Genomic DNA, 18,683 nt, shown 5'->3' with positions numbered 1-18,683 from the left:
ATTAAACACAACACAGAATGAAATTCAATTTAAAATTTCTAATTATTACGTTATTTATTTGTGCTCTTTCGACAGCGCAAAACAAAGGTACAATTTCTGGGGTTTTAACCGACAAGGAAATGAATAATGAAGTTTTACCTTTTGCAAATATATTGGTAAAAGGAACTAATATTAGCGCCAACACTGATATTGACGGAAAATATTCAGTAACAGTAAATCCGGGAAGTTATACTGTTATTTTTAGTTTCGTAGGTTATGAATCTGTAGAGACACCTGTAACTGTTAAAGCAAACGAGACTGTTACGGTTAATCAGGCACTTTCATCCGGCGGTTACACACTTCAGGATGTAGTTGTAAAAAACACAACAAGTCGTGAAAAAGAAACAGCTCTTTTATTGGATCAAAAAAATGCAGTAGTGATCAAACAAAGTATTGGTGCTCAGGAAATGTCCAGAAAAGGAGTTAGTGATGTTGAAGGTGGTTTAACTAAAGTAACGGGAATTACTAAAGTTGACGGAAGGGGTTTATTTATTAGAGGTCTTGAGGATCGTTACAACAATTTATTGGTTAATGATTTACAGACACCTTCAAACAGTCCTTTCAAAAAGATTATTCCTCTTAATTTATTTCCAACGGACATAGTAGGCATCTTAAATATTTACAAAACATTCAATCCAAATATTTCAGGTGATTTTGCCGGAGGAACAGTAAATATCGAAACAGCACAGCCAAAAAACATTACCAAACTTAATGTTGGTTTTGGCTATACTACAAACAACAATCTTAAAAAATTCCTGCTTTCTGATGATGCTAACACTACAAAAGGGGCTTTTGGATTAAATGGAGACGATAGAGAACGACCAGGTGTATTTGGTTCTGTTCCTAACGGAAAAAGATTATCTCCAGACGAATACAATAGTGCTTATGGGGATAAAAACTGGGATGTTGACCAAACAGCGAGTCCTTTGAACTCAAGTATCGGATTTTTGCATTCTCAGAAATTTGATCTTGAAAAAGAAAGAAACATTAGTTACATCATGTCTATTAACTTTGACAACAAATATCTTTTTAGAGAAGGTGTTGACAGAACCTTTAACTTAGGTCAGGGTAACTATGACAACAATCTTTACAATACTCAATATTCTTACCAAACAACTTTTTCCGGTTTAGCAGGTATAAAATACAAAACCAACCGATTGAACCTAAACTTTACAACCTTGTTCATTCAGGCTACAGAAAGTATGATTCAGGATCAGTTAGGATACACCAACAGTTTGACAAACGTAACCAACAATCTTATTAGAGCAAATCAATTTGAAGAATCGAGATATTGGAATACTCAGTTATTTGGAGATTACAAATTGACAGAAGACGGAAAACAGACGATAAAAGCGGGAGGTTCTTATGTAAAAACCGGCTTTCAACAACCGGACAGAAAATTCATAACAGGACAGAAAGTGAATGATACCGAAATCAATATGTCATACGGGGGGAACAATCTTAACCGTCAGTATCTTGATATAAATGGAAACTTCTACTTCTCAGCTCTGGCAGAGTACAATTTGAAATTTGGAGACAAGGAAAAACAAAACAACTTATCTGTTGGGTACAACAATTACCTAAATGATATGGAGTCTACTTACCGTTTCTTTTCAGGAAGAAGAAATATCGAAAAAAATTATACAGCAGACTTAAATACAATTAGTGCTCCAATCAATGATGACATCAACAACGGAATTCTTTATGTTCAGGAAGAATCTAATGGAGATTACAAAGTAAAACTGAATCAGTTTGTTAATGCCGGATACTTCAATTTATTTTTGACTTTTGGAGAAAAATGGGATCTGAATGCTGGCCTTAGAGCTGAAAGTTCTACTCGTGAAATTAAATACAGATTACAAGGAGATCCGTTTGGTAGCCCGTTTCGCAAGAAAGCAGACGATAATTTAGATTTCCTTCCATCGCTAAATACTAAATATGCCCTAAACGAAAACAGTAATCTTCGTGGCTCTTTAAGCAAAACAATAACAAGACCAGTTGCCATGGAGTTGTTACCGATTACCTACGTAAATCCTGATGGAACTTCTGTAACAGGAAATCCGGACTTATTGAACAGCAACAATTATAATGCTGATTTTAAATATGAATTATTCCCTAACAGCAAAGAATTATTCGCAATTGGAGCTTTCGGAAAGTTGATTGAAAATCCTATTGAAAGAGTTTTTATACCTACTGCAAGCAGCGGTGGACAGATTACAACTTTCAAAAACTCTGAACAAGCTGTAATTTATGGTGCAGAAATCGAAATGATTTTATCATTGAACAGAATTAGCGAATCGTTATCAGACTTTACCTTTGGTTTTAATACTTCATTAATGAATACAGATGTAACAATTGATTTGACAAAACCAGGAAATGAATTAGAAAACAGTAAAAGTCGTAAACTTCAGGGTGCTTCAAACTGGATGATTAACTCAGATTTAAAATACGACTTCACCTTAAACAACGATTGGAAAAACACTATGACATTGGTTTACAACGTTTATGGGGACAGAATTTTTGCAGTAGGTTCTTCAGGAATTGACCATATGTATGAAAAATCATTTAGCAAATTAGATTTTATCTGGTCAAGCACACTTTCAAAAAACATCGAATTGAAATTTACAGCTGAAAATTTGCTTAATCCATATTACAGGAAAGAAATAGGTAACAATAGTACTCTTAACATTACCGAAGATTCGTTAGTACTTCGTGAATATAAAAAAGGAGTTGGTTTCTCAGTAAATCTTGGATATACATTTTAATCTACAAAAAAAGAGCGTAAAGCTCTTTTTTTGCTTAAAAGGCATAACATAGAATTTACATCAAGTTGATTGTTATATAATACTTTGATAACAATTAGCTAACCAAATTTAGAAATACCGGAAGTACTTTTGAATCAACATAATAACACAAAAAAAATAATCAAAATCATTAAAAATGAAAAAATTAGCAATCAGTCTTACTTTTTTAAGCTTAATTTTCGCAAGTTGTTCTTCTAGCGATGATGATACTGTGACTCCTCCGGCAACAGGTTCTGGAGATATTACCGGAGATATTACTGCTTCCAAAACATATATCAAAGGTGTGTACACAATAAGCGGAACTGTAAGAGTAAAGAAAGATGTAACGTTAACTTTTGAAGCAGGATCAATTATTACTGCTGATGCAGTTAACGGACCAGATGCTTTGTTAGTAGAAAAAGACGGCAAACTAATTGTAGCTGGTACAGCTGCTGAGCCAGTAGTATTTACAGAAAAATCTAAAACTGCAGGATCCTGGGGTGGAATTATCATGTTTGGTGATGCGCCAATAGTTTCAGGAAAAACAGCTGACGGAACTCCAATCACAACAGCAACTTCTGAGGACGGAACAAATATAATATACGGAGGTTCAAATCCTACTCACAGCAGTGGTTCATTGAAATACGTTCGTGTAGAATATGCTGGAAAGAAAATCCTTGACGGAAATTCAGAAATGAATGGTTTTTCATTCTACGCTGTAGGTTCAGGAACAGTTTTAGAAAACTTAGTAGCTTACAAAGGTGCTGATGATGGTTTCGAATTTTATGGAGGAACTGTAAGTGCTAAAAACTTAATCTCTTACGGAAATACAGATGATTCTTTTGACTGGCAAGATGGATGGCAAGGACAAGAAAACACTAACTGGTATGCTTACCAAACTGGTGCTGGAAATTTCGGAATGGAAATTGAAGCAAAAAGTGTTAACAATTCATTCTTCCCTAAAGTTTCAAATATTACTTTAAGAAGAGCTGCCGGAACAGTAACTGAAGCTGGAAACCCAACAGAAATTGATGCAATCCAATTCAAAAAAGACGGAAATGGTGAGTATTCAAACGTTGTAATCTCAGGTTACACTTCGACAGGTGCTGTTGCTGTAAGAATCCAGGAAGCTGCTACAAACACTAATCAGGTTGCTGGTGGAAAAATCAAAATGTTAAATGTAAAAGTTGAAGATGCTGCTACAGCTTTAACAGGAACAGGAGCTGCAGGTTTTACAATTGGTTTTCCTGATGGAAATTTCACAACAAGCACAACAGCAACTGGAGCCGCTTTAACTCCTGGAGCCTGGGCAATTGTTGACGGCGTAAACTTATTAGAAAAGCTATAAAGCTCACTTATAAACTGTTAAAAACATCCTAAAATTTTAGGATGTTTTTTTTTGGTGTAGTTTTTGAAAACTTTTTTGTATATTTACGTAACCAAAATAAAACAATGGCAAAAAACTACTTTTATATCACATTCTTACTGGCTTTTTTCTTTACCCTGAGCATTTCTGCTCAAGATAGTAAACAGTTGCCAAAACCTCAGGATTCAAAATCTATAGAAGGTCTGAGCCTGTACCCTAATCCTGTAGTAAACGGAAAAGTTTACATCTCTACTAAAAATGACTTAGAAAAAGAAATTGTAGTCTTTGATGTCCTCGGAAAAAAGGTGCTTCAGGCACATTTGAATTCAAAAGAACTTAATGTTTCTGATTTGACTCCAGGAGTTTACATTATTAAAATAAGTGAAGAAAACACCTCCGCAACACGGAAATTAATTATAAGGTAAAAATATTTCAAAGCTCCAAAATAACATTGGAGCTTTTTTATTGCCCATACATCCTACAATTATTTATACCTTTGCACAAAAAAAGATTTGATTACAGCTACTGATATATTTACTATTTCGAGTCAGAAACAATTTGAAAAAACAGCATTAAAAGTGTTTCGTTTTCAACATGAAAATAATCAGGTATATCGTGACTTTTGCAACTTTTTGAAAGTAAATCCACAACAGGTAAAATCTTTGGAGCAAATTCCTTTTTTACCGATACAGTTCTTCAAAACTCACGAAGTAGTTTCAAACACCAATCCTGCTCAGATAACTTTTACCAGCAGCGGAACCACCGGAATGATTACCAGCAGACATTTGGTTACCGATGTTTCTCTCTATGAAGAAAGCTACCGCAACGGATTTTCTCAATTTTACGGCAACATAGAAGATTACGTTGTTTTAGCCCTTTTACCCTCTTACCTCGAACGCGATGGATCTTCGCTTATTTACATGGTTGAAGACTTAATAAAATTGTCCAATCATCCTGAGAGTGGCTTTTATTTACACAATCATGATGACTTAATTAAAAAACTTACTGCCCTAGATAAATCTGGACAAAATGTGATTTTAATTGGTGTTACCTATGCTCTATTAGATTTGATTGAAAAGCACCAGTTTCAGCTTAAGAATACCATTATTATGGAAACCGGAGGAATGAAAGGCAAACGCAAAGAAATGATTCGCGAAGAATTACACGAACAGCTTTGCAAAGGATTTGGAGTTTCAGCAATTCATTCTGAATATGGAATGACCGAACTTTTGGCGCAAGCGTATTCTCTCGGCGAAGGTATTTTTGAATGTTCATCATGGATGCATATTTTAGTCCGTGATCCCGAAGACGCATTAACTTATGTGAAAGACGGAAAAACTGGCGGAATCAACGTTATCGATTTGGCCAATATCAATTCGTGTTCTTTTATTGCTACGCAGGATTTAGGCAAAAAAAATCCCAACAACTCTTTCGAGGTATTGGGACGTTTTGATAATTCTGATATTCGTGGTTGTAATTTGATGGTTCTTTAATTCTCTTTCACCAAACCAATACTGTCTATTCCTTCTTTTCTCAATAATTCTTTTTCTTCTTGTCCTTTATTTTCTAAATATTTATAGATGCCATAACATCCTAAACCTCCTAAAATAGCAAATACAAAATCTAATCCAGAGTTATAATAACTATCATCATCCAGGGCATCTATTCCGTTCACAAAAGCAATTATGATAACATAAATGATCGCTGCCAAAAAAGTAATTCCGTAATACGATCCTAATCCAAAGAAGAAATATTTCCATTTATTCTTATTGTATTCAATGGCCAAATTACTGAATGCTTTCCAAATCCAATAAAAAAACAGAAGTCCAAACATCTTTTTTAATTTAAGTAATAAACTTACTAAAATAAATCATAATCTCATTCTAATCACAAAAAAATCTCAACAACTCTTTTGAGGTATTGGTAGATTATTATAAGTGTTTAATTGCTAATTTGTTGATTTGTTTAATCTCTTAATCGGCTATACATTCCGCATAAACAATTAACCGATTAAACAATCCTCAACACAAAATAATTCTTCTTTCCGCTTTGCAACAACACAAACTGATTATTGATTAAATCATTTGCAGTCAACACAAAATCTTCTTTGATTTTTTCTCTGTTTACGGAAATTGAATTTGCTGTCAACGCACGTCTCGCTTCTCCGTTTGATTTAAAAAAACCTGTTTTTTCGTTCAAAACAGTAACAATATCTAATCCGTTTTCTAAATCTGCTTTTGCGATTTCAGCTTGCGGAACTCCGTCAAAAACTTCCAAAAAAGTAGCTTCATCCAATTGTTTTAAATCTTCAGCAGTTGAATTTCCAAATAAAATATTCGAAGCCTGAATTGCTTTTTCCAACTCTTCTTTACTATGAACAAAAATCGTGATTTCTTCAGCCAGTTTCTTTTGTAAAACCCTTAAATGCGGAGCTGTTTTATGCTCTTCAATTAAAGCATCAATTACAGTTCTGTCTAAGAAAGTAAAAATCTTGATATATTTCTCAGCATCAACATCAGTTGCATTTACCCAAAATTGGTAAAATTTGTAAACTGAAGTTTTATCCGCATCCAGCCAAACATTTCCTCCTTCGGATTTTCCGAATTTAGATCCGTCTGCTTTTGTAATTAAAGGTGTTGTTAATGCAAAAGCTTTTGCATTCTCGCCTCCCATTCTGCGAACTAATTCCGTCCCTGTGGTGATATTTCCCCATTGGTCAGAACCTCCCATCTGCAAAAGGCAATTGTTGTTTTTATATAAATGATAAAAATCGTAACCCTGAATTAATTGATAGGTGAATTCTGTGAAAGACATTCCTTCGCCCTCTCCGTTGATTCTCTTTTTAACGGAATCTTTCGCCATCATATAATTTACCGTAATACGTTTTCCAACTTCACGGGCAAAATCAATAAAAGAGAATTCTTTCATCCAATCATAGTTGTTTACCATAATTGGAGCATTTGGTTCATTTGAATTAAAGTCTAAGAAACGAGATAAAACACTTTTGATCCCGGCAACATTTTTTGCCAAAGTTTCTTCGTTCAACAAATTTCTTTCGTCAGATTTTCCGGAAGGATCACCAATCATTCCGGTAGCGCCACCCACAAGAGCAACTGGCTGATGACCAAAATTTTTCAAATGAACCAATAAAATGATCTGAACCATACTGCCAATATGCAGCGAATCTGCCGTTGGATCAAAACCAATATATGCCGCCGTTACCTCTTTTAGCAATTGTTCTTCCGTTCCTGGCATGCTATCATGGTATAAACCGCGCCACTTTAATTCTTCAACTAGATTCTTCATTTTTTAAAATATTTTGTGCAAATATAAACAATGGCAATGGCAATGTCAAAAAACAATTTCAATGCAAACATCAAAAGAAAAACCTCTGCAACTTTGAGCCTCTGCCTCTTTGCACCTTCCAAGCAAAAACTTATCTTTACAAAATGATATTAGTTACTGGAGGAACAGGTTTAGTTGGCGCTCATTTATTGCTTCATTTGATTGAAAATGGAGAAACTGTTCGGGCTATTTATCGAACAAAAAACAACATTCAAAAAACAAAATCGGTTTTTGAATTATACCAAAAAGGGGATTTATTTGAAAAAATAGATTGGCTTGAAGCCGATATTTTAGATATTCCTACGCTTGAATTGGCATTTACCGGAATTGAATATGTTTATCATTGTGCTGCTTTGATTTCATTTGACCCAAGAGATGAAGATGTATTAAGAAAAACAAACATCGAAGGAACCGCCAATATGGTTAACTTTTCTATTGCTAAAGAAATTAAGAAATTCTGTTTCGTGAGCTCCATTGCAGCTTTAGGCGATTTAGCTCCCCATGAAGTTTACATTACAGAAGCAACCGACTGGAATCCTGAAAAACCACACAGCGATTATGCTATCTCTAAATATGGTTCCGAAATGGAAGTCTGGCGAGGGCTTCAGGAAGGATTAGATGTTCTTATTTTAAATCCGGGCGTGATTTTAGGACCAATTCCAAAAACAAAAAAAGACACACAAGGCAGTGCTGAACTTTATACAAAAGTAGCTAACGGACTTTCGTTTTACACATTGGGAAGTACCGGATTTATTACTGTTAATGATGTTGTGAAAATTGCATTTGAATTAATGAAAAGTGAGGTCAAAAACGAGCGTTTTACTTTAATTGCTGAAAATGTTGTGTTTCGGGATATTCTCAATACGATTGCCGAGGCTTTGCAAGTAAAAAAACCAAGCATCCATGCAACGCCTTTATTCATGAATTTTCTTTGGATTGCAGATTGGGGTTTCTCAACTTTGTTTTTCCAAAAAAGAAGCATTACAAAAGCTACTGCAAAAGCTTCCTATTCCGGAAACCTCTATTCTAATGAAAAAATAAAAACCGCTCTGGGAACGGTTTTTTCAGATGTACATCAATATATAAAAGAAGTATCAGGACTATAAAATTTATTTTTTTATCAATTGCATTCTTCTTTTAATAGAATCAATATTGATTTTTCTGACCGGTATTTTAACGGAGTCATTTTTTGTATCGTTTATTTTATTCTTTTTTGCCTTGGCGGCCTTTTTTTCTTCTATTTTAACTAATGAGTCGGCTATTTTTTTATTCTTTTCCAATCGCTTACCAACCTCATCATATATGTCCTTGTAGTTTTGATAATCGGCAGCATAATACATATTACTCTGTGCAAATTGCAGACTGTCTACTTTGTATTTTTGCAAAATAAACTTTGCAGGACTGGTTTCCATTGAATCCAAAGAAGCCGGATTTTGATATCTTATTGCCTCCAAAAGAGATAAATCATACATAATATCAATCATTTTTTCTTTCTTAATAAGCTGTTTGGGTTCTTTAACCAAATCCTTTTTACAACTTATGGAAAGAAATAAAACCAATACTATCAATATAAACTTTTTCATTTCAGCTTTTTATCTTTCAAACAATAGTCTTTTGCCTGCGCGGACATCTTTTACCTTAAAATTATTGTAAACCAGTTCACCGTTTACAAAAGTATGTGTAATTCTGGATTTAAAAGTATAATTTTCAAAAGGAGACCAGCCACATTTTGCTAAAATATTCTCAGGTTTCACACTCCAGGGTAAACTCGGGTTAACAATTACCAAGTCGGCAAAGTAGCCTTCTTTTACAAAACCTCTTTTTTCGATTTTGAAAATTTTTGCCGGATTATGGCACATTTTCTCTACAATTTTCTCAATCGTAATTTTCCCCTGATGATGTGCTTCAAACATAGCTATTACAGCATGCTGAACTAATGGCCCGCCAGAAGGCGCATTTAAATACGATTGATTTTTTTCATCTTTTGTATGTGGGGCATGGTCTGTAGCAATAACATCAATACGACCATCATTTAAAGCTTTCCAAAGTTCTTTTCTGTCCTCAGCCGTTTTTACGGCAGGATTCCATTTAATAAAATTCCCTTTCGTTTTATAATCTTCATCAGTAAACCAAAGATGATGCACACACACCTCGGCGGTAATTTTTTTATCTTCTAATGGAATTTTATTGGTAAACAATTCCATTTCTTTCGCAGTCGAAAGATGAAAAACATGCAAACGTGCTCCGGTTTTTTTAGCCAAAGCAACTGCTTTTGAAGATGAAATATAACAAGCCTCTGCACTTCTGATTAAATGATGGGCCGTAACCGGAACATCATCACCATATTGTTCTTTAAAAGCAGCCAGATTATTTTGAATCGTTGTTTCATCCTCGCAATGAACAGCAATTAACATAGGCGTACTTGAAAATATTTTTTCTAAAGTCGCTTCATTATCAACCAGCATATTTCCGGTCGAAGAACCTAAGAAAATCTTGATTCCGGCAACGTTTTTCGGATTGGTTTTTAAAACTTCATCTAAATTATCATTGGTAGCACCCATCATAAACGAATAATTCGCAAATGATTTTACGGCGGCAATTTGATATTTATCTTCTAAAATTTCTTGTGTAACTGCATTTGGAACCGTATTTGGCTGTTCGATAAAAGAAGTGATTCCGCCTGCAACAGCAGCTCTGGATTCAGATTCTATATCTCCTTTGTGTGTTAATCCCGGTTCTCTAAAATGTACCTGATCATCAATTGCACCCGGCATCAAATAATTCCCTTCGGCATCTATAACGATACAATCTGATGTTTTTAGGCTAATGCTATCGGCAACTTCAACAATTAAGTCGTTTTCTATCAAGACATCGCCTTCAAAAATCGTCCCTTCGTTTACAATTTTAGCATTTTTTATTAAAATCCTATTCATGTTTTGAGTTTATAATGAATTGACTAATTTTTTTAATCTAAGCGAAATTACACCAAAAATAGCTTCTTTGATAATGGCATTGCTCATTTTTGAAACTCCTTTAGTCCTGTCTGTAAAAATTATAGGAACTTCTGTGATTTCAAATTTCGCACAGTAAGTCCTGTACTTCATTTCGATCTGAAAAGCATATCCCACAAATTTTATTTTGTTAAGGTTTATCTTTTCCAGAACTTCCTTTTTATAACAAACAAAACCGGCAGTGGCATCATGAATTTTCATTCCGGTAATAAATTTCACATAAACCGAAGCAAAATAAGACATCAACACACGGCTTAATGGCCAGTTGACCACATTTACACCTGTTACATAACGGGAACCAATCGCTAAATCAGCTCCTCCAAAATGGCAGGCATCATATAACTTCTCAAGATCGTTTGGATTATGCGAAAAGTCGGCATCCATTTCAAAAATATAATCATATTTGCGCTCTAAAGCCCATCTAAAACCATGAACATATGCAGTTCCCAAACCTGACTTTTTGGCTCTTTTTTCAAGAAATAATCTTCCGGAAAACTCTTCCTGCAAAGCAATAACTTTGTCAGCTGTATGATCCGGGGAATTATCATCAATTATTAAAAGATGAAAAGGTTTGTGTTGTGAAAGTACAGCCCTGACTATACTTTCTATGTTTTCGATTTCGTTATAAGTGGGAATTATGACAATACTATCATTCATTTTTCTGCGTAATTTCACCGCAAAAGTAAACTTTTTATGCCATTTGATTCATAATAAATTTATAATAAAAGTATTGATATAAAAAATTACTAATTTTGTAGCGCTATGATTGAACAACTTCATCCCAGGATTCTCGAAAACAAAGATTGGGCTACACTTTTATTTGTGTTGGCATTTGCGGTTATTGCTGTTACAAAGTCTGCTTATGAAAACAGATTCAGCGAATTTACAAAGCTTATTTTCTCTGATAAATACGTTAAAATTTATCGCGACACCAGTCATTTAAAAAGCCGTTTTACGATATCCCTGTTCTTAGTGCAAATTGTGTCCTATACCTTTTTCATTCAGCTTACGATGTATATTTTTGGACACATCGAAACAAAAACCGATTGGGTATTATTCATTCAGATTGCTACGTTTTTGTTTTATTTTATCCTCGCTAAGTTTTTAATCGAAAAAATTGTAGCAACTTCTTTCAATATAGATGAATTTACAGATGTTTTTAACCTGCAAAAAGTAACTTACAGAACTTACATTGGCGTTTTGATTCTTCCTGTAAATGCAATTCTGTTTTATTATGAGAATATTCCGCAAATTATTCCCCTAGTAATAATAGGGGTTTCAGTATGTATAAGCTTATTCTCCTATTTTATTTCAATTAAAACGTATCAAAATATAATATTCAGCAAGTTATTTTATTTTATTTTATATCTTTGCGCTCTTGAAATAGCCCCTTATTATTTTCTTTATTATTGGATAACAAAAGGGAGTGCTTAGAAAATGTTTATAATATGAAAGTGAAAACAATTTTGGTGTCACAGCCTGAACCTAAAGTGGAGAATTCTCCTTACTTTGAGCTCCAACAAAAACACAAAATAAAAATTGATTTCAGACCTTTTATTCATGTGGAAGGGGTTAACGCAAAAGAGATCAGATTACAAAAAATCGATCTTAATCATTATACTGCGATTATCTTGACAAGCCGAAATGCGGTAGATCATTTTTTTAGAGTAGCCGAGGAAATGCGCTACAAAGTTCCTGAAGGATTGAAGTATTTTTGTCAATCTGAAGCAGTTGCTTTTTACCTGCAAAAATATGTAGTTTACAGAAAGCGTAAAATATATGTAGGAGCTAAAGATTTTGCCGATTTATCTCCGCTAATCAAAAAATACAAAGACGAAAAATTTCTGCTTCCTGCATCTGATCAGTTAAATGCCGATGCGCCAATTACTTTGAATAATTTAAAAGTAGACTGGGCACAAGCTGTTTTTTATAAAACGGTAATGAGCGACTTATCTGATTTGGCTGATGTTTATTATGATGTTTTAGCGTTTTTTAGTCCAACCGGAATAAAATCGTTGTTCAAAAACTTTCCTGATTTTAAACAAAACGATACCAGAATTGCTGTTTTTGGAAGCACAACTCAAAAAGAAGCTCTTGATCATGGTTTAAGAATTGATATTCTTGCCCCAACTCCGGAAACACCTTCTATGACAATGGCTTTAGAGAAGTACATTAGCGAAGCAAACAAAGGAAAATAATCCTGTAAAATATTTTAAATTCCAAATTTCAGCTTTAACCTGTTGAAATTTGGAATTTTCTTTTTTACAGTATTTTAACTACATTTGATTCCTATTCTAAACCAAACTACAAGAATTAGTTTCAAATATCAAGTTATGAAAATCAACTCCCTATTAATTGAAATTGACGGTATCGACAAGGAAATCCTTCGTTACCTAATGGATGATGCCAGAAAACCAATTTTACAGATTGCCAACAAAATAGGAATTTCCGGAGCTGCTATTCATCAACGTTTGAAAAAACTGGAACAATCAGGTGTGATTTCAGGCTCAAAATTTACCGTAAACCCTAAAGTTTTAGGTTACAATACCATGGCGTTTATTGGTGTTTATCTTGACAAAGCATCCCGAAACTCTGAAGCTGTAAAAGACCTGAAAAAAATACCCGAAGTTCTGGAATGCCATTATACAACCGGAAACTGGTCGGTTTTGATTAAGATCATCTGTCGCGACAACGAACATTTGATGCAGCTTTTAAACACTAAAATTCAGGCTATCGAAGGAGTTTCAAGAACTGAAACGTTTATTTCATTAGACCAGCAGATTGACAGACAGATTCAGCTTTAATTAGACAATATGTCAATTTAGATAATTAGATAATTCTTTAAAATTCTTAATGATAAACATTAGACCTGAACTCAAAACAATACTTTTTTTCATTGGCTACTTTATAATAGCGTACTTATGTGACAAAATAAGTCCAAGTGGCCCATGTGCACCTGGAATAGGCGCTTTTTTATTTCTGCTTTCAATTCCAATAAGTATAATTTACACTTTAATACTTTTCTTTAAATATTATAAATCCCAAAACAAGGAATACTTAAACTGTGTTTACATTATATCCGGATTATGGGTTATATTTTTTATTATTTTAAATTTCCACCATTAAAACATAAAACAAAAAGACTCGACAAATTAAATCTGTCGAGTCTAAAATAAAATTATCTAATTGACTAATATTCTAAATTGTCACATTAGCTCCTCCTGCTTCCGGAATAAATCGAAATATAGTACAACAACGTAGCAATTGAACCAATAGCGGCCACTACATACGTTCTTGCTGCCCATTTCAATGCATCTTTTGCACCTGCCTGCTCTTGTTGTGTAAGCATACGCTTATTTTCCAGCCAGGCTAATGCCCTGTTACTCGCATCATATTCAACGGGTAAAGTTATAATTGTAAATAAGGTTGTAGCGGCAAAAATCACTATCCCGACTAACAATAATTGCGGAAAAGTTCTAATCATCAGGATTCCGGCCAGCAAAATCCATTGCACATAATTTGAGGCTACACTTACTATAGGTACCAATGTAGAACGCAAAGTCAACCACTCATAGCCAATAGAATGCTGAACAGCGTGACCACACTCATGAGCTGCAACTGCTGCCGCTGCTGCATTTCGATGGTTATACACCGCTTCGCTTAAATTAACTGTTTTATCTGCAGGATTATAATGGTCGGTCAATTGTCCCGGAGTTGAAATTACACGAACATCACGGATACCATTATCTGCAAGCATTTTTTCAGCAATTTCTTTACCACTCATTCCGTTTTGCAATTGCAATTTCGAGTATAGCTCGAATTTACTCTTTAGCCTTGAACTCACCAGCCAGCTGAATAACATAATTACCCCGGCAAGTATTAAATATTCATATCCCATATTTTTAGTTTTTTGATTGAGATTTAAAGTTACGAAACAAACTGCAATTTCTGAACCACTTTAACAAAATGACATTTTGACATTATTCAGTCCAATTTTCTTAATTCAGAAGATTATTTTTAAGTAGAAATGTTATCAGTTCTGCAACATTTTTAGTTTTATATTTCTGCAGAATATTTCGTCGGTGAGTCTGAACAGTTAAGAAACTTAAAAACAAATCCTCCGCTATTTCCTGAGTTGATTTTCCTTGTGAAAGCAATAGTGCAATATCACGTTCTCTTCTGCTTAAAGCCGGAATTCGCTCTAAATCTTCAGACAATGGCTGGCTAATTATAGTTTTCACTTCTTCACTAAACACAATTTCCCCTTCGATTGCTTTATAAATACAGTCTTTGAATTCGTTAAAAGAAGCACTTTTCAGAATGTAACCATTTCCTCCATTCTGAATAAACTGCATCACCAGGCTTCTTTCAGACTGACTGCTCATCCCGATAATTACAATTTTAGGATATTTCTGTTTGATTATTTTACATAAATCAACTCCATTTAGTATCGGCAAAAAAATATCCATCAAAATTAAATCAACCTCATGGTTTCTTTAATCAGCTAAAACCATCATCGGAAAATTTAAGAAGTTTAAAGAGACGTATTGAACGTCTCTTTGAATTTAATTGGATCTAAGCACCTATTAAGATACCACCAATAAGAATTGGCCCTGCAGTAGTGACAAGCTGCATTTGACTTACAATTTCTACTAAATTTAGTAATAATTCCATAATTACAAAGCTTAAAATTTAACAAAATATTTCTTTAATATTTATTAAACAAACTTACAAAAAATTAGTATAATTGAAAAAATAGTAGATCAAAAATATTTACATTAATATAATTTGAAATATAATAAATAATCAATAAGAATGTTATTAAATCCTTTTTTGTATTCCTGCACTTATTTCCCTTTAAATAAAATTAAAAACAATTTCTTTCCTGTTTACAATTGTTTTCCTTTTAAAAAATCTCTCTGATTTGTCAATTATGGCTAACTTTTTAATGTTTTATTATCTTTATCCCCTATAGTATAAAAGTAAATATATTTATAGTTTTTTACTTATATTATTAATTTAAAATTTAAAAATAATCCTATATCTTTGTTTCTGAATAAATTTAAGAATTAGCAGATTAAATGTATCTGTTATCCTTAAAGAGTAAAAATGTAATCTTAATTTAAATAACAAAAATGAAAAAGTATTTCTTATTTCCTATTATGCTTATAGCAATAATTTCATGTTCTAAAGATGAGACAACATCTGAAATCGTAACTAAAACCAGTGAAGTACTTGATTTCTCATCAATGTCAAAAATGGATGAAAAAGTAGATGAAATTTATGCAATTAAAGCAGAAATGGAAACTAAAACAGTTCAAACATATACTTCAAAAAGTTCTAGTTCTAAAAATAATCCATCCAACAATTCTATATCAACCATTTTAAGAAGCTATAATTTAGATAGATTATCTAACATCAACAAATTAAGGGAAAAATTAAATTTTGTAAGTATTCAAAGCATTGCTGATGAAATTAATTCATTACAATTAGTGAATCCAGAGAAGGCTAACAAATTGTTTATAAAACATAATGAATTTCTTAAAAAAAACAAATATAACCTAACAGAAACTATATTTGAAAATAGAACATCAGAAGTTATAAATGAGAAGGGGGACGTTCTTATTAATGGAAAACCAGTTAATTTTAAAATCAGTGACTCAAACAATACAACAAGTAAATTCATCACTAGTTCAGGAAAGCAAGGATCATTTTACGATGCAGATTTTAGATATATTATAGCATTTAGTGCTGGAAGACAAACCCATAAAGATGATTTTGGAAGGACATTTTTTAGATACTGGACTAGGTTAAACGCAATTTACAGAGATCCCACAACAAAAATGATGACACCTTGTCCAACATTTTTCGGCACAAATAGTAACTCCATAGCAGGATTTTCACAATCAGGATACAATCCATTAGCTGGCTTCGAATACACGAGGGAATATCCTAGTGGAACTGGCAGTGAAATAAGCAGTGTAAGTAGCCAAAAATGGACTGCTTATCAGGTTGAAGGGGGCCATATTCAAGGACTTTATCAGCCTTTAGTTGGAAATGAATTTTTTTTATATGTAGATTTTGATTATGATAGTGACTTACTTAAAAAATAAAACTATTTTTTTTAAGTAAAACTAATATACTACAAATGATTTTATATTAAATTTAATCATAACCCAAAAAAGCACTTCAAATTGTATTTTGAGGTGCTTTTTGGTTTTTTTTATGATTCTAACTGATGCGTTGCCTCTTCGAATCTCTGAATGAGACTATTGATTTTGTCCTGCTGTTTTTTGATTTGTTTGGGGCGAATGAAAAACCAGTTGAATAAAATCCATAAAAATGTTATCCCATAAGTCAACCCGGCTCCCAAAAGAGTCATTCGGCTTGCGTATTCATACATGTATAAGCCAATTCCGGCACTTAACATCACAAAATACAGGCTCATCATATTAGTTTGTAAAAATTGCTGTTTCTTTTTAATCAAAACTAATTTTTGGAGATAATCATGATTAGTAGTAGTAGCGTCAATATCTTTATATTTTCCAAATAATTTATTGTAAACTAACAGATAAACCACCATAGCGAGAATCACCAAAACGATTCCTATCTTAGTTGATATTAACTGAGGCTTAAAATATATCCAGATAAAAATGATAAAAATACTTGTTGCCAAAAGCATAATATTGGTCATCCACAAACTGCGCAGTGCCGCTTTTTTAAACACGCTCACCCTGGAAAGCAAATCCTGAATATCAGGCTGACTTACGGTTTGTTTCTTCCATAAATCTTTAAAATCTATATTGTTATCGTTGTCCATTTTCTTTAAATTTTTGAGTCAGTTTTTCTTTTGTTCTGTGAATTTTCACGCGTACATTGGCTTCTGAAAGTCCAACGATTTTGGCAATTTCAGCCTGTTTTACATCTTCTAATTCCAGGGAAATAATAATACGGTCTGTTTCCGGCAATTCAGCTATGCATTTATATAAAAACTGAATCTGTGGTTCAATGGAAGTTTGTTTTTCTTCTGAAAGGTGAACGGGCAAATCTGATTTTGGGAAACGTTTTTCTTTCTCGATCTGCTTTAGGCAATTGTTGGAGGCAATCCTGAAAATCCAGGTTCCTATTGCCGACTCGTTTCTAAAAGTTTCCAGTTTCTGCCAGACTATTATAAAAGTTTCCTGAGCCAGATCTTGTGCTGTATCATAATCGTTTACAAATCCCATGCAAAGCCTGAATATTCTGTCCCAATACGTTTTGTAGATATCTTCAAACTCCATTATTCTATTTTATAAAGTTGTTTAATTGTTCCAAATACCATGCTGTATCGTCGTACATAATAAAATGCAGTCCTTTGTTGGCATATTGAAGATTGGCAGTTTTCAGGTTTTTATACTGTTCTTCGATAGCAGGTTTTAAATTTACGAAATACGATTCCAGTAATATCAAGGAAGGACATTTTATGGTGGCAATTTTATCTCTCAAATCGGTATTCGAGAAATCGCAATACATTTCAGCAAATGTTTTTCTGTCTGACTTTACACTCCAGTCTATGATCAAATCCTTTTTTGAAGCATTTTCAACCAGTCTTGGAATACTCATTTTTTGCATATCATAAAATTGACTGTCAGACATTGCCATCATTTGATTGACCATTGGCGAACAATCATTATTTTCTTTTGATTTAAAAGAAGGATCCATCAGGGTAGACAAACTCGGCAATGCATCCACGACTACAATTTTCCCGATCAGTTCCGGATAATCAGCTGCAATTGCCAGTGCCAGTCCGCCTCCCATGCTATGACCAATTATAATTGGTTTTTCTATTTTGTTATTTTTGATGTAATGGGCAATTTCTGTTTTCCAATATTCGAAAGTAACATTCGGCTGCGGTTTTGCACCTGCGAAACCTGCCATTGTTAAAGTGTAACAAGTAAAATCTTTTTCGAAATTAGCTTTGGTTTCGTTCCAGACATCTGCTGAAGAAGCAAATCCGGGAATAAATATAATGGCTTGTTTTCCTTTTCCGGTTTTGTTAACCTCAAACGGATACGATTTGGTTTGTGCTAAAACATTTAAACATAATGCTGAAAATAAAAGGGCGGTAATCAAAATATACTTTTTCATTTTTAATAGTTT

19 protein-coding genes and 1 pseudogene are annotated in these 18,683 nt (G+C 33.4%); 9 read left to right on the top strand and 11 right to left on the bottom strand.

Features of this window, described 5'->3' with window-relative positions:
- Nucleotides 1-17 precede the first annotated feature (17 nt).
- The 4 genes from J2W48_RS08350 (at nt 18) to J2W48_RS08335 (ending at nt 5,681) form a co-directional block, all read left to right on the top strand.
- Entirely contained in the window at nt 18-2,804 is a 2,787-nt protein-coding gene (locus tag J2W48_RS08350) for a TonB-dependent receptor (protein WP_310280274.1), read from the top strand.
- A 175-nt stretch (nt 2,805-2,979) separates the two neighbouring features.
- Nucleotides 2,980-4,170 carry a hypothetical protein gene (locus J2W48_RS08345; protein ID WP_310280272.1) on the top strand — a complete coding sequence of 397 codons (1,191 nt, stop codon included), beginning with the start codon at nt 2,980-2,982 and terminating at the stop codon, nt 4,168-4,170.
- 104 nt (nt 4,171-4,274) lie between these two features.
- Nucleotides 4,275-4,613, top strand: a complete 339-nt coding sequence (locus J2W48_RS08340; protein ID WP_310280270.1) for a T9SS type A sorting domain-containing protein — start codon at nt 4,275-4,277, stop codon at nt 4,611-4,613.
- Nucleotides 4,614-4,700: 87 nt separating this feature from the next.
- A complete protein-coding gene (locus tag J2W48_RS08335) occupies nt 4,701-5,681 on the top strand; it encodes a LuxE/PaaK family acyltransferase (protein WP_310280267.1) in 981 nt (326 codons plus the stop codon).
- Here J2W48_RS08335 and J2W48_RS08330 read toward each other — a convergent pair.
- On the bottom strand, nt 5,678-6,022 hold the full coding sequence (locus tag J2W48_RS08330; protein WP_310280265.1) for a hypothetical protein: 345 nt from the start codon (nt 6,020-6,022) through the stop codon (nt 5,678-5,680). The two genes, J2W48_RS08335 and J2W48_RS08330, sit on opposite strands and share 4 nt — an antisense overlap.
- 176 nt (nt 6,023-6,198) lie before the next feature.
- A complete protein-coding gene (gene tyrS, locus J2W48_RS08325; RefSeq protein ID WP_310280263.1) occupies nt 6,199-7,494 on the bottom strand; it encodes a tyrosine--tRNA ligase in 1,296 nt (431 codons plus the stop codon).
- A gap of 143 nt (nt 7,495-7,637) precedes the next feature.
- On the opposite strand from tyrS, the gene J2W48_RS08320 reads away from it, so the two are divergent.
- Nucleotides 7,638-8,639 carry an NAD-dependent epimerase/dehydratase family protein gene (locus J2W48_RS08320; protein ID WP_310280261.1) on the top strand — a complete coding sequence of 334 codons (1,002 nt, stop codon included), beginning with the start codon at nt 7,638-7,640 and terminating at the stop codon, nt 8,637-8,639.
- Between the two features lie 3 nt (nt 8,640-8,642).
- Here the strand turns inward: J2W48_RS08320 and J2W48_RS08315 are convergent, their stop codons facing one another.
- The 3 genes from J2W48_RS08315 to J2W48_RS08305 are packed head-to-tail and all read right to left on the bottom strand — an operon-like array spanning nt 8,643 to nt 11,201.
- Entirely contained in the window at nt 8,643-9,116 is a 474-nt protein-coding gene (locus tag J2W48_RS08315; protein WP_310280260.1) for a DUF4296 domain-containing protein, read from the bottom strand.
- Nucleotides 9,117-9,125: 9 nt separating this feature from the next.
- A complete protein-coding gene (locus J2W48_RS08310; RefSeq protein ID WP_310280258.1) occupies nt 9,126-10,466 on the bottom strand; it encodes a dihydroorotase in 1,341 nt (446 codons plus the stop codon).
- Between the two features lie 9 nt (nt 10,467-10,475).
- Entirely contained in the window at nt 10,476-11,201 is a 726-nt protein-coding gene (locus J2W48_RS08305; RefSeq protein ID WP_310280257.1) for a polyprenol monophosphomannose synthase, read from the bottom strand.
- Between the two features lie 105 nt (nt 11,202-11,306).
- Between J2W48_RS08305 and J2W48_RS08300 the strand changes: the two genes are divergently transcribed.
- The 3 genes from J2W48_RS08300 (at nt 11,307) to J2W48_RS08290 (ending at nt 13,348) form a co-directional block, all read left to right on the top strand.
- Nucleotides 11,307-11,978, top strand: a complete 672-nt coding sequence (locus J2W48_RS08300; RefSeq protein ID WP_310280256.1) for a DUF4271 domain-containing protein — start codon at nt 11,307-11,309, stop codon at nt 11,976-11,978.
- Between the two features lie 14 nt (nt 11,979-11,992).
- Complete coding sequence (locus J2W48_RS08295; protein WP_310280254.1) at nt 11,993-12,742, top strand: uroporphyrinogen-III synthase; 750 nt, start codon at nt 11,993-11,995, stop codon at nt 12,740-12,742.
- A 135-nt stretch (nt 12,743-12,877) separates the two neighbouring features.
- Complete coding sequence (locus tag J2W48_RS08290; protein ID WP_007811264.1) at nt 12,878-13,348, top strand: Lrp/AsnC family transcriptional regulator; 471 nt, start codon at nt 12,878-12,880, stop codon at nt 13,346-13,348.
- Between the two features lie 407 nt (nt 13,349-13,755).
- On the opposite strand, the gene J2W48_RS08285 is transcribed toward J2W48_RS08290, so the two are convergent.
- The 3 genes and pseudogenes from J2W48_RS08285 to J2W48_RS08275 all read right to left on the bottom strand — a co-directional run.
- Complete coding sequence (locus J2W48_RS08285) at nt 13,756-14,442, bottom strand: zinc metallopeptidase (protein WP_310280250.1); 687 nt, start codon at nt 14,440-14,442, stop codon at nt 13,756-13,758.
- Nucleotides 14,443-14,542: 100 nt separating this feature from the next.
- The gene (locus J2W48_RS08280; RefSeq protein WP_310280381.1) at nt 14,543-14,785 is read right to left on the bottom strand and encodes a response regulator transcription factor; all 243 of its coding nucleotides are present in this window, start codon (nt 14,783-14,785) and stop codon (nt 14,543-14,545) included.
- Nucleotides 14,786-14,842: 57 nt separating this feature from the next.
- Nucleotides 14,843-15,025, bottom strand: a pseudogene (locus tag J2W48_RS08275) (response regulator); the annotation flags it as partial.
- Nucleotides 15,026-15,679: 654 nt separating this feature from the next.
- On the opposite strand from J2W48_RS08275, the gene J2W48_RS08270 reads away from it, so the two are divergent.
- Nucleotides 15,680-16,657 carry a hypothetical protein gene (locus tag J2W48_RS08270; RefSeq protein WP_310280248.1) on the top strand — a complete coding sequence of 326 codons (978 nt, stop codon included), beginning with the start codon at nt 15,680-15,682 and terminating at the stop codon, nt 16,655-16,657.
- Nucleotides 16,658-16,767: 110 nt separating this feature from the next.
- Here the strand turns inward: J2W48_RS08270 and J2W48_RS08265 are convergent, their stop codons facing one another.
- From J2W48_RS08265 to J2W48_RS08255, 3 genes are read right to left on the bottom strand one after another with little or no spacing between them, the layout of a single operon-like run.
- Nucleotides 16,768-17,364, bottom strand: a complete 597-nt coding sequence (locus J2W48_RS08265; RefSeq protein ID WP_310280246.1) for a hypothetical protein — start codon at nt 17,362-17,364, stop codon at nt 16,768-16,770.
- Nucleotides 17,351-17,824: an RNA polymerase sigma factor gene (locus J2W48_RS08260; protein WP_310280244.1), complete on the bottom strand. Its 474-nt coding sequence runs from the start codon at nt 17,822-17,824 to the stop codon at nt 17,351-17,353. The genes J2W48_RS08265 and J2W48_RS08260 overlap by 14 nt, the downstream gene beginning before the upstream one ends.
- Before the next feature lie 4 nt (nt 17,825-17,828).
- Nucleotides 17,829-18,671: an alpha/beta hydrolase gene (locus tag J2W48_RS08255; RefSeq protein ID WP_310280242.1), complete on the bottom strand. Its 843-nt coding sequence runs from the start codon at nt 18,669-18,671 to the stop codon at nt 17,829-17,831.
- Nucleotides 18,672-18,683: the final 12 nt, after the last annotated feature.

It is taken from the genome of Flavobacterium piscis, from assembly GCF_031457575.1.
Lineage (GTDB): Bacteria > Bacteroidota > Bacteroidia > Flavobacteriales > Flavobacteriaceae > Flavobacterium > Flavobacterium piscis_A.
This window is presented reverse-complemented; position numbering and strand designations above follow the sequence as displayed.

What these genes read in the sequence shown, in the direction of transcription:
- J2W48_RS08350 (WP_310280274.1), top strand. Translation starts at nt 18, where the DNA reads ATGAAATTCAATTTAAAATTTCTAATTATTACGTTATTTATTTGTGCT.
- J2W48_RS08345 (WP_310280272.1), top strand. Translation starts at nt 2,980, where the DNA reads ATGAAAAAATTAGCAATCAGTCTTACTTTTTTAAGCTTAATTTTCGCA.
- J2W48_RS08340 (WP_310280270.1), top strand. Translation starts at nt 4,275, where the DNA reads ATGGCAAAAAACTACTTTTATATCACATTCTTACTGGCTTTTTTCTTT.
- J2W48_RS08330 (WP_310280265.1), bottom strand. Translation starts at nt 6,022, where the DNA reads ATGTTTGGACTTCTGTTTTTTTATTGGATTTGGAAAGCATTCAGTAAT.
- tyrS (WP_310280263.1), bottom strand. Translation starts at nt 7,494, where the DNA reads ATGAAGAATCTAGTTGAAGAATTAAAGTGGCGCGGTTTATACCATGAT.
- J2W48_RS08320 (WP_310280261.1), top strand. Translation starts at nt 7,638, where the DNA reads ATGATATTAGTTACTGGAGGAACAGGTTTAGTTGGCGCTCATTTATTG.
- J2W48_RS08315 (WP_310280260.1), bottom strand. Translation starts at nt 9,116, where the DNA reads ATGAAAAAGTTTATATTGATAGTATTGGTTTTATTTCTTTCCATAAGT.
- J2W48_RS08310 (WP_310280258.1), bottom strand. Translation starts at nt 10,466, where the DNA reads ATGAATAGGATTTTAATAAAAAATGCTAAAATTGTAAACGAAGGGACG.
- J2W48_RS08305 (WP_310280257.1), bottom strand. Translation starts at nt 11,201, where the DNA reads ATGAATGATAGTATTGTCATAATTCCCACTTATAACGAAATCGAAAAC.
- J2W48_RS08300 (WP_310280256.1), top strand. Translation starts at nt 11,307, where the DNA reads ATGATTGAACAACTTCATCCCAGGATTCTCGAAAACAAAGATTGGGCT.
- J2W48_RS08295 (WP_310280254.1), top strand. Translation starts at nt 11,993, where the DNA reads ATGAAAGTGAAAACAATTTTGGTGTCACAGCCTGAACCTAAAGTGGAG.
- J2W48_RS08290 (WP_007811264.1), top strand. Translation starts at nt 12,878, where the DNA reads ATGAAAATCAACTCCCTATTAATTGAAATTGACGGTATCGACAAGGAA.
- J2W48_RS08285 (WP_310280250.1), bottom strand. Translation starts at nt 14,442, where the DNA reads ATGGGATATGAATATTTAATACTTGCCGGGGTAATTATGTTATTCAGC.
- J2W48_RS08270 (WP_310280248.1), top strand. Translation starts at nt 15,680, where the DNA reads ATGAAAAAGTATTTCTTATTTCCTATTATGCTTATAGCAATAATTTCA.
- J2W48_RS08265 (WP_310280246.1), bottom strand. Translation starts at nt 17,364, where the DNA reads ATGGACAACGATAACAATATAGATTTTAAAGATTTATGGAAGAAACAA.
- J2W48_RS08260 (WP_310280244.1), bottom strand. Translation starts at nt 17,824, where the DNA reads ATGGAGTTTGAAGATATCTACAAAACGTATTGGGACAGAATATTCAGG.
- J2W48_RS08255 (WP_310280242.1), bottom strand. Translation starts at nt 18,671, where the DNA reads ATGAAAAAGTATATTTTGATTACCGCCCTTTTATTTTCAGCATTATGT.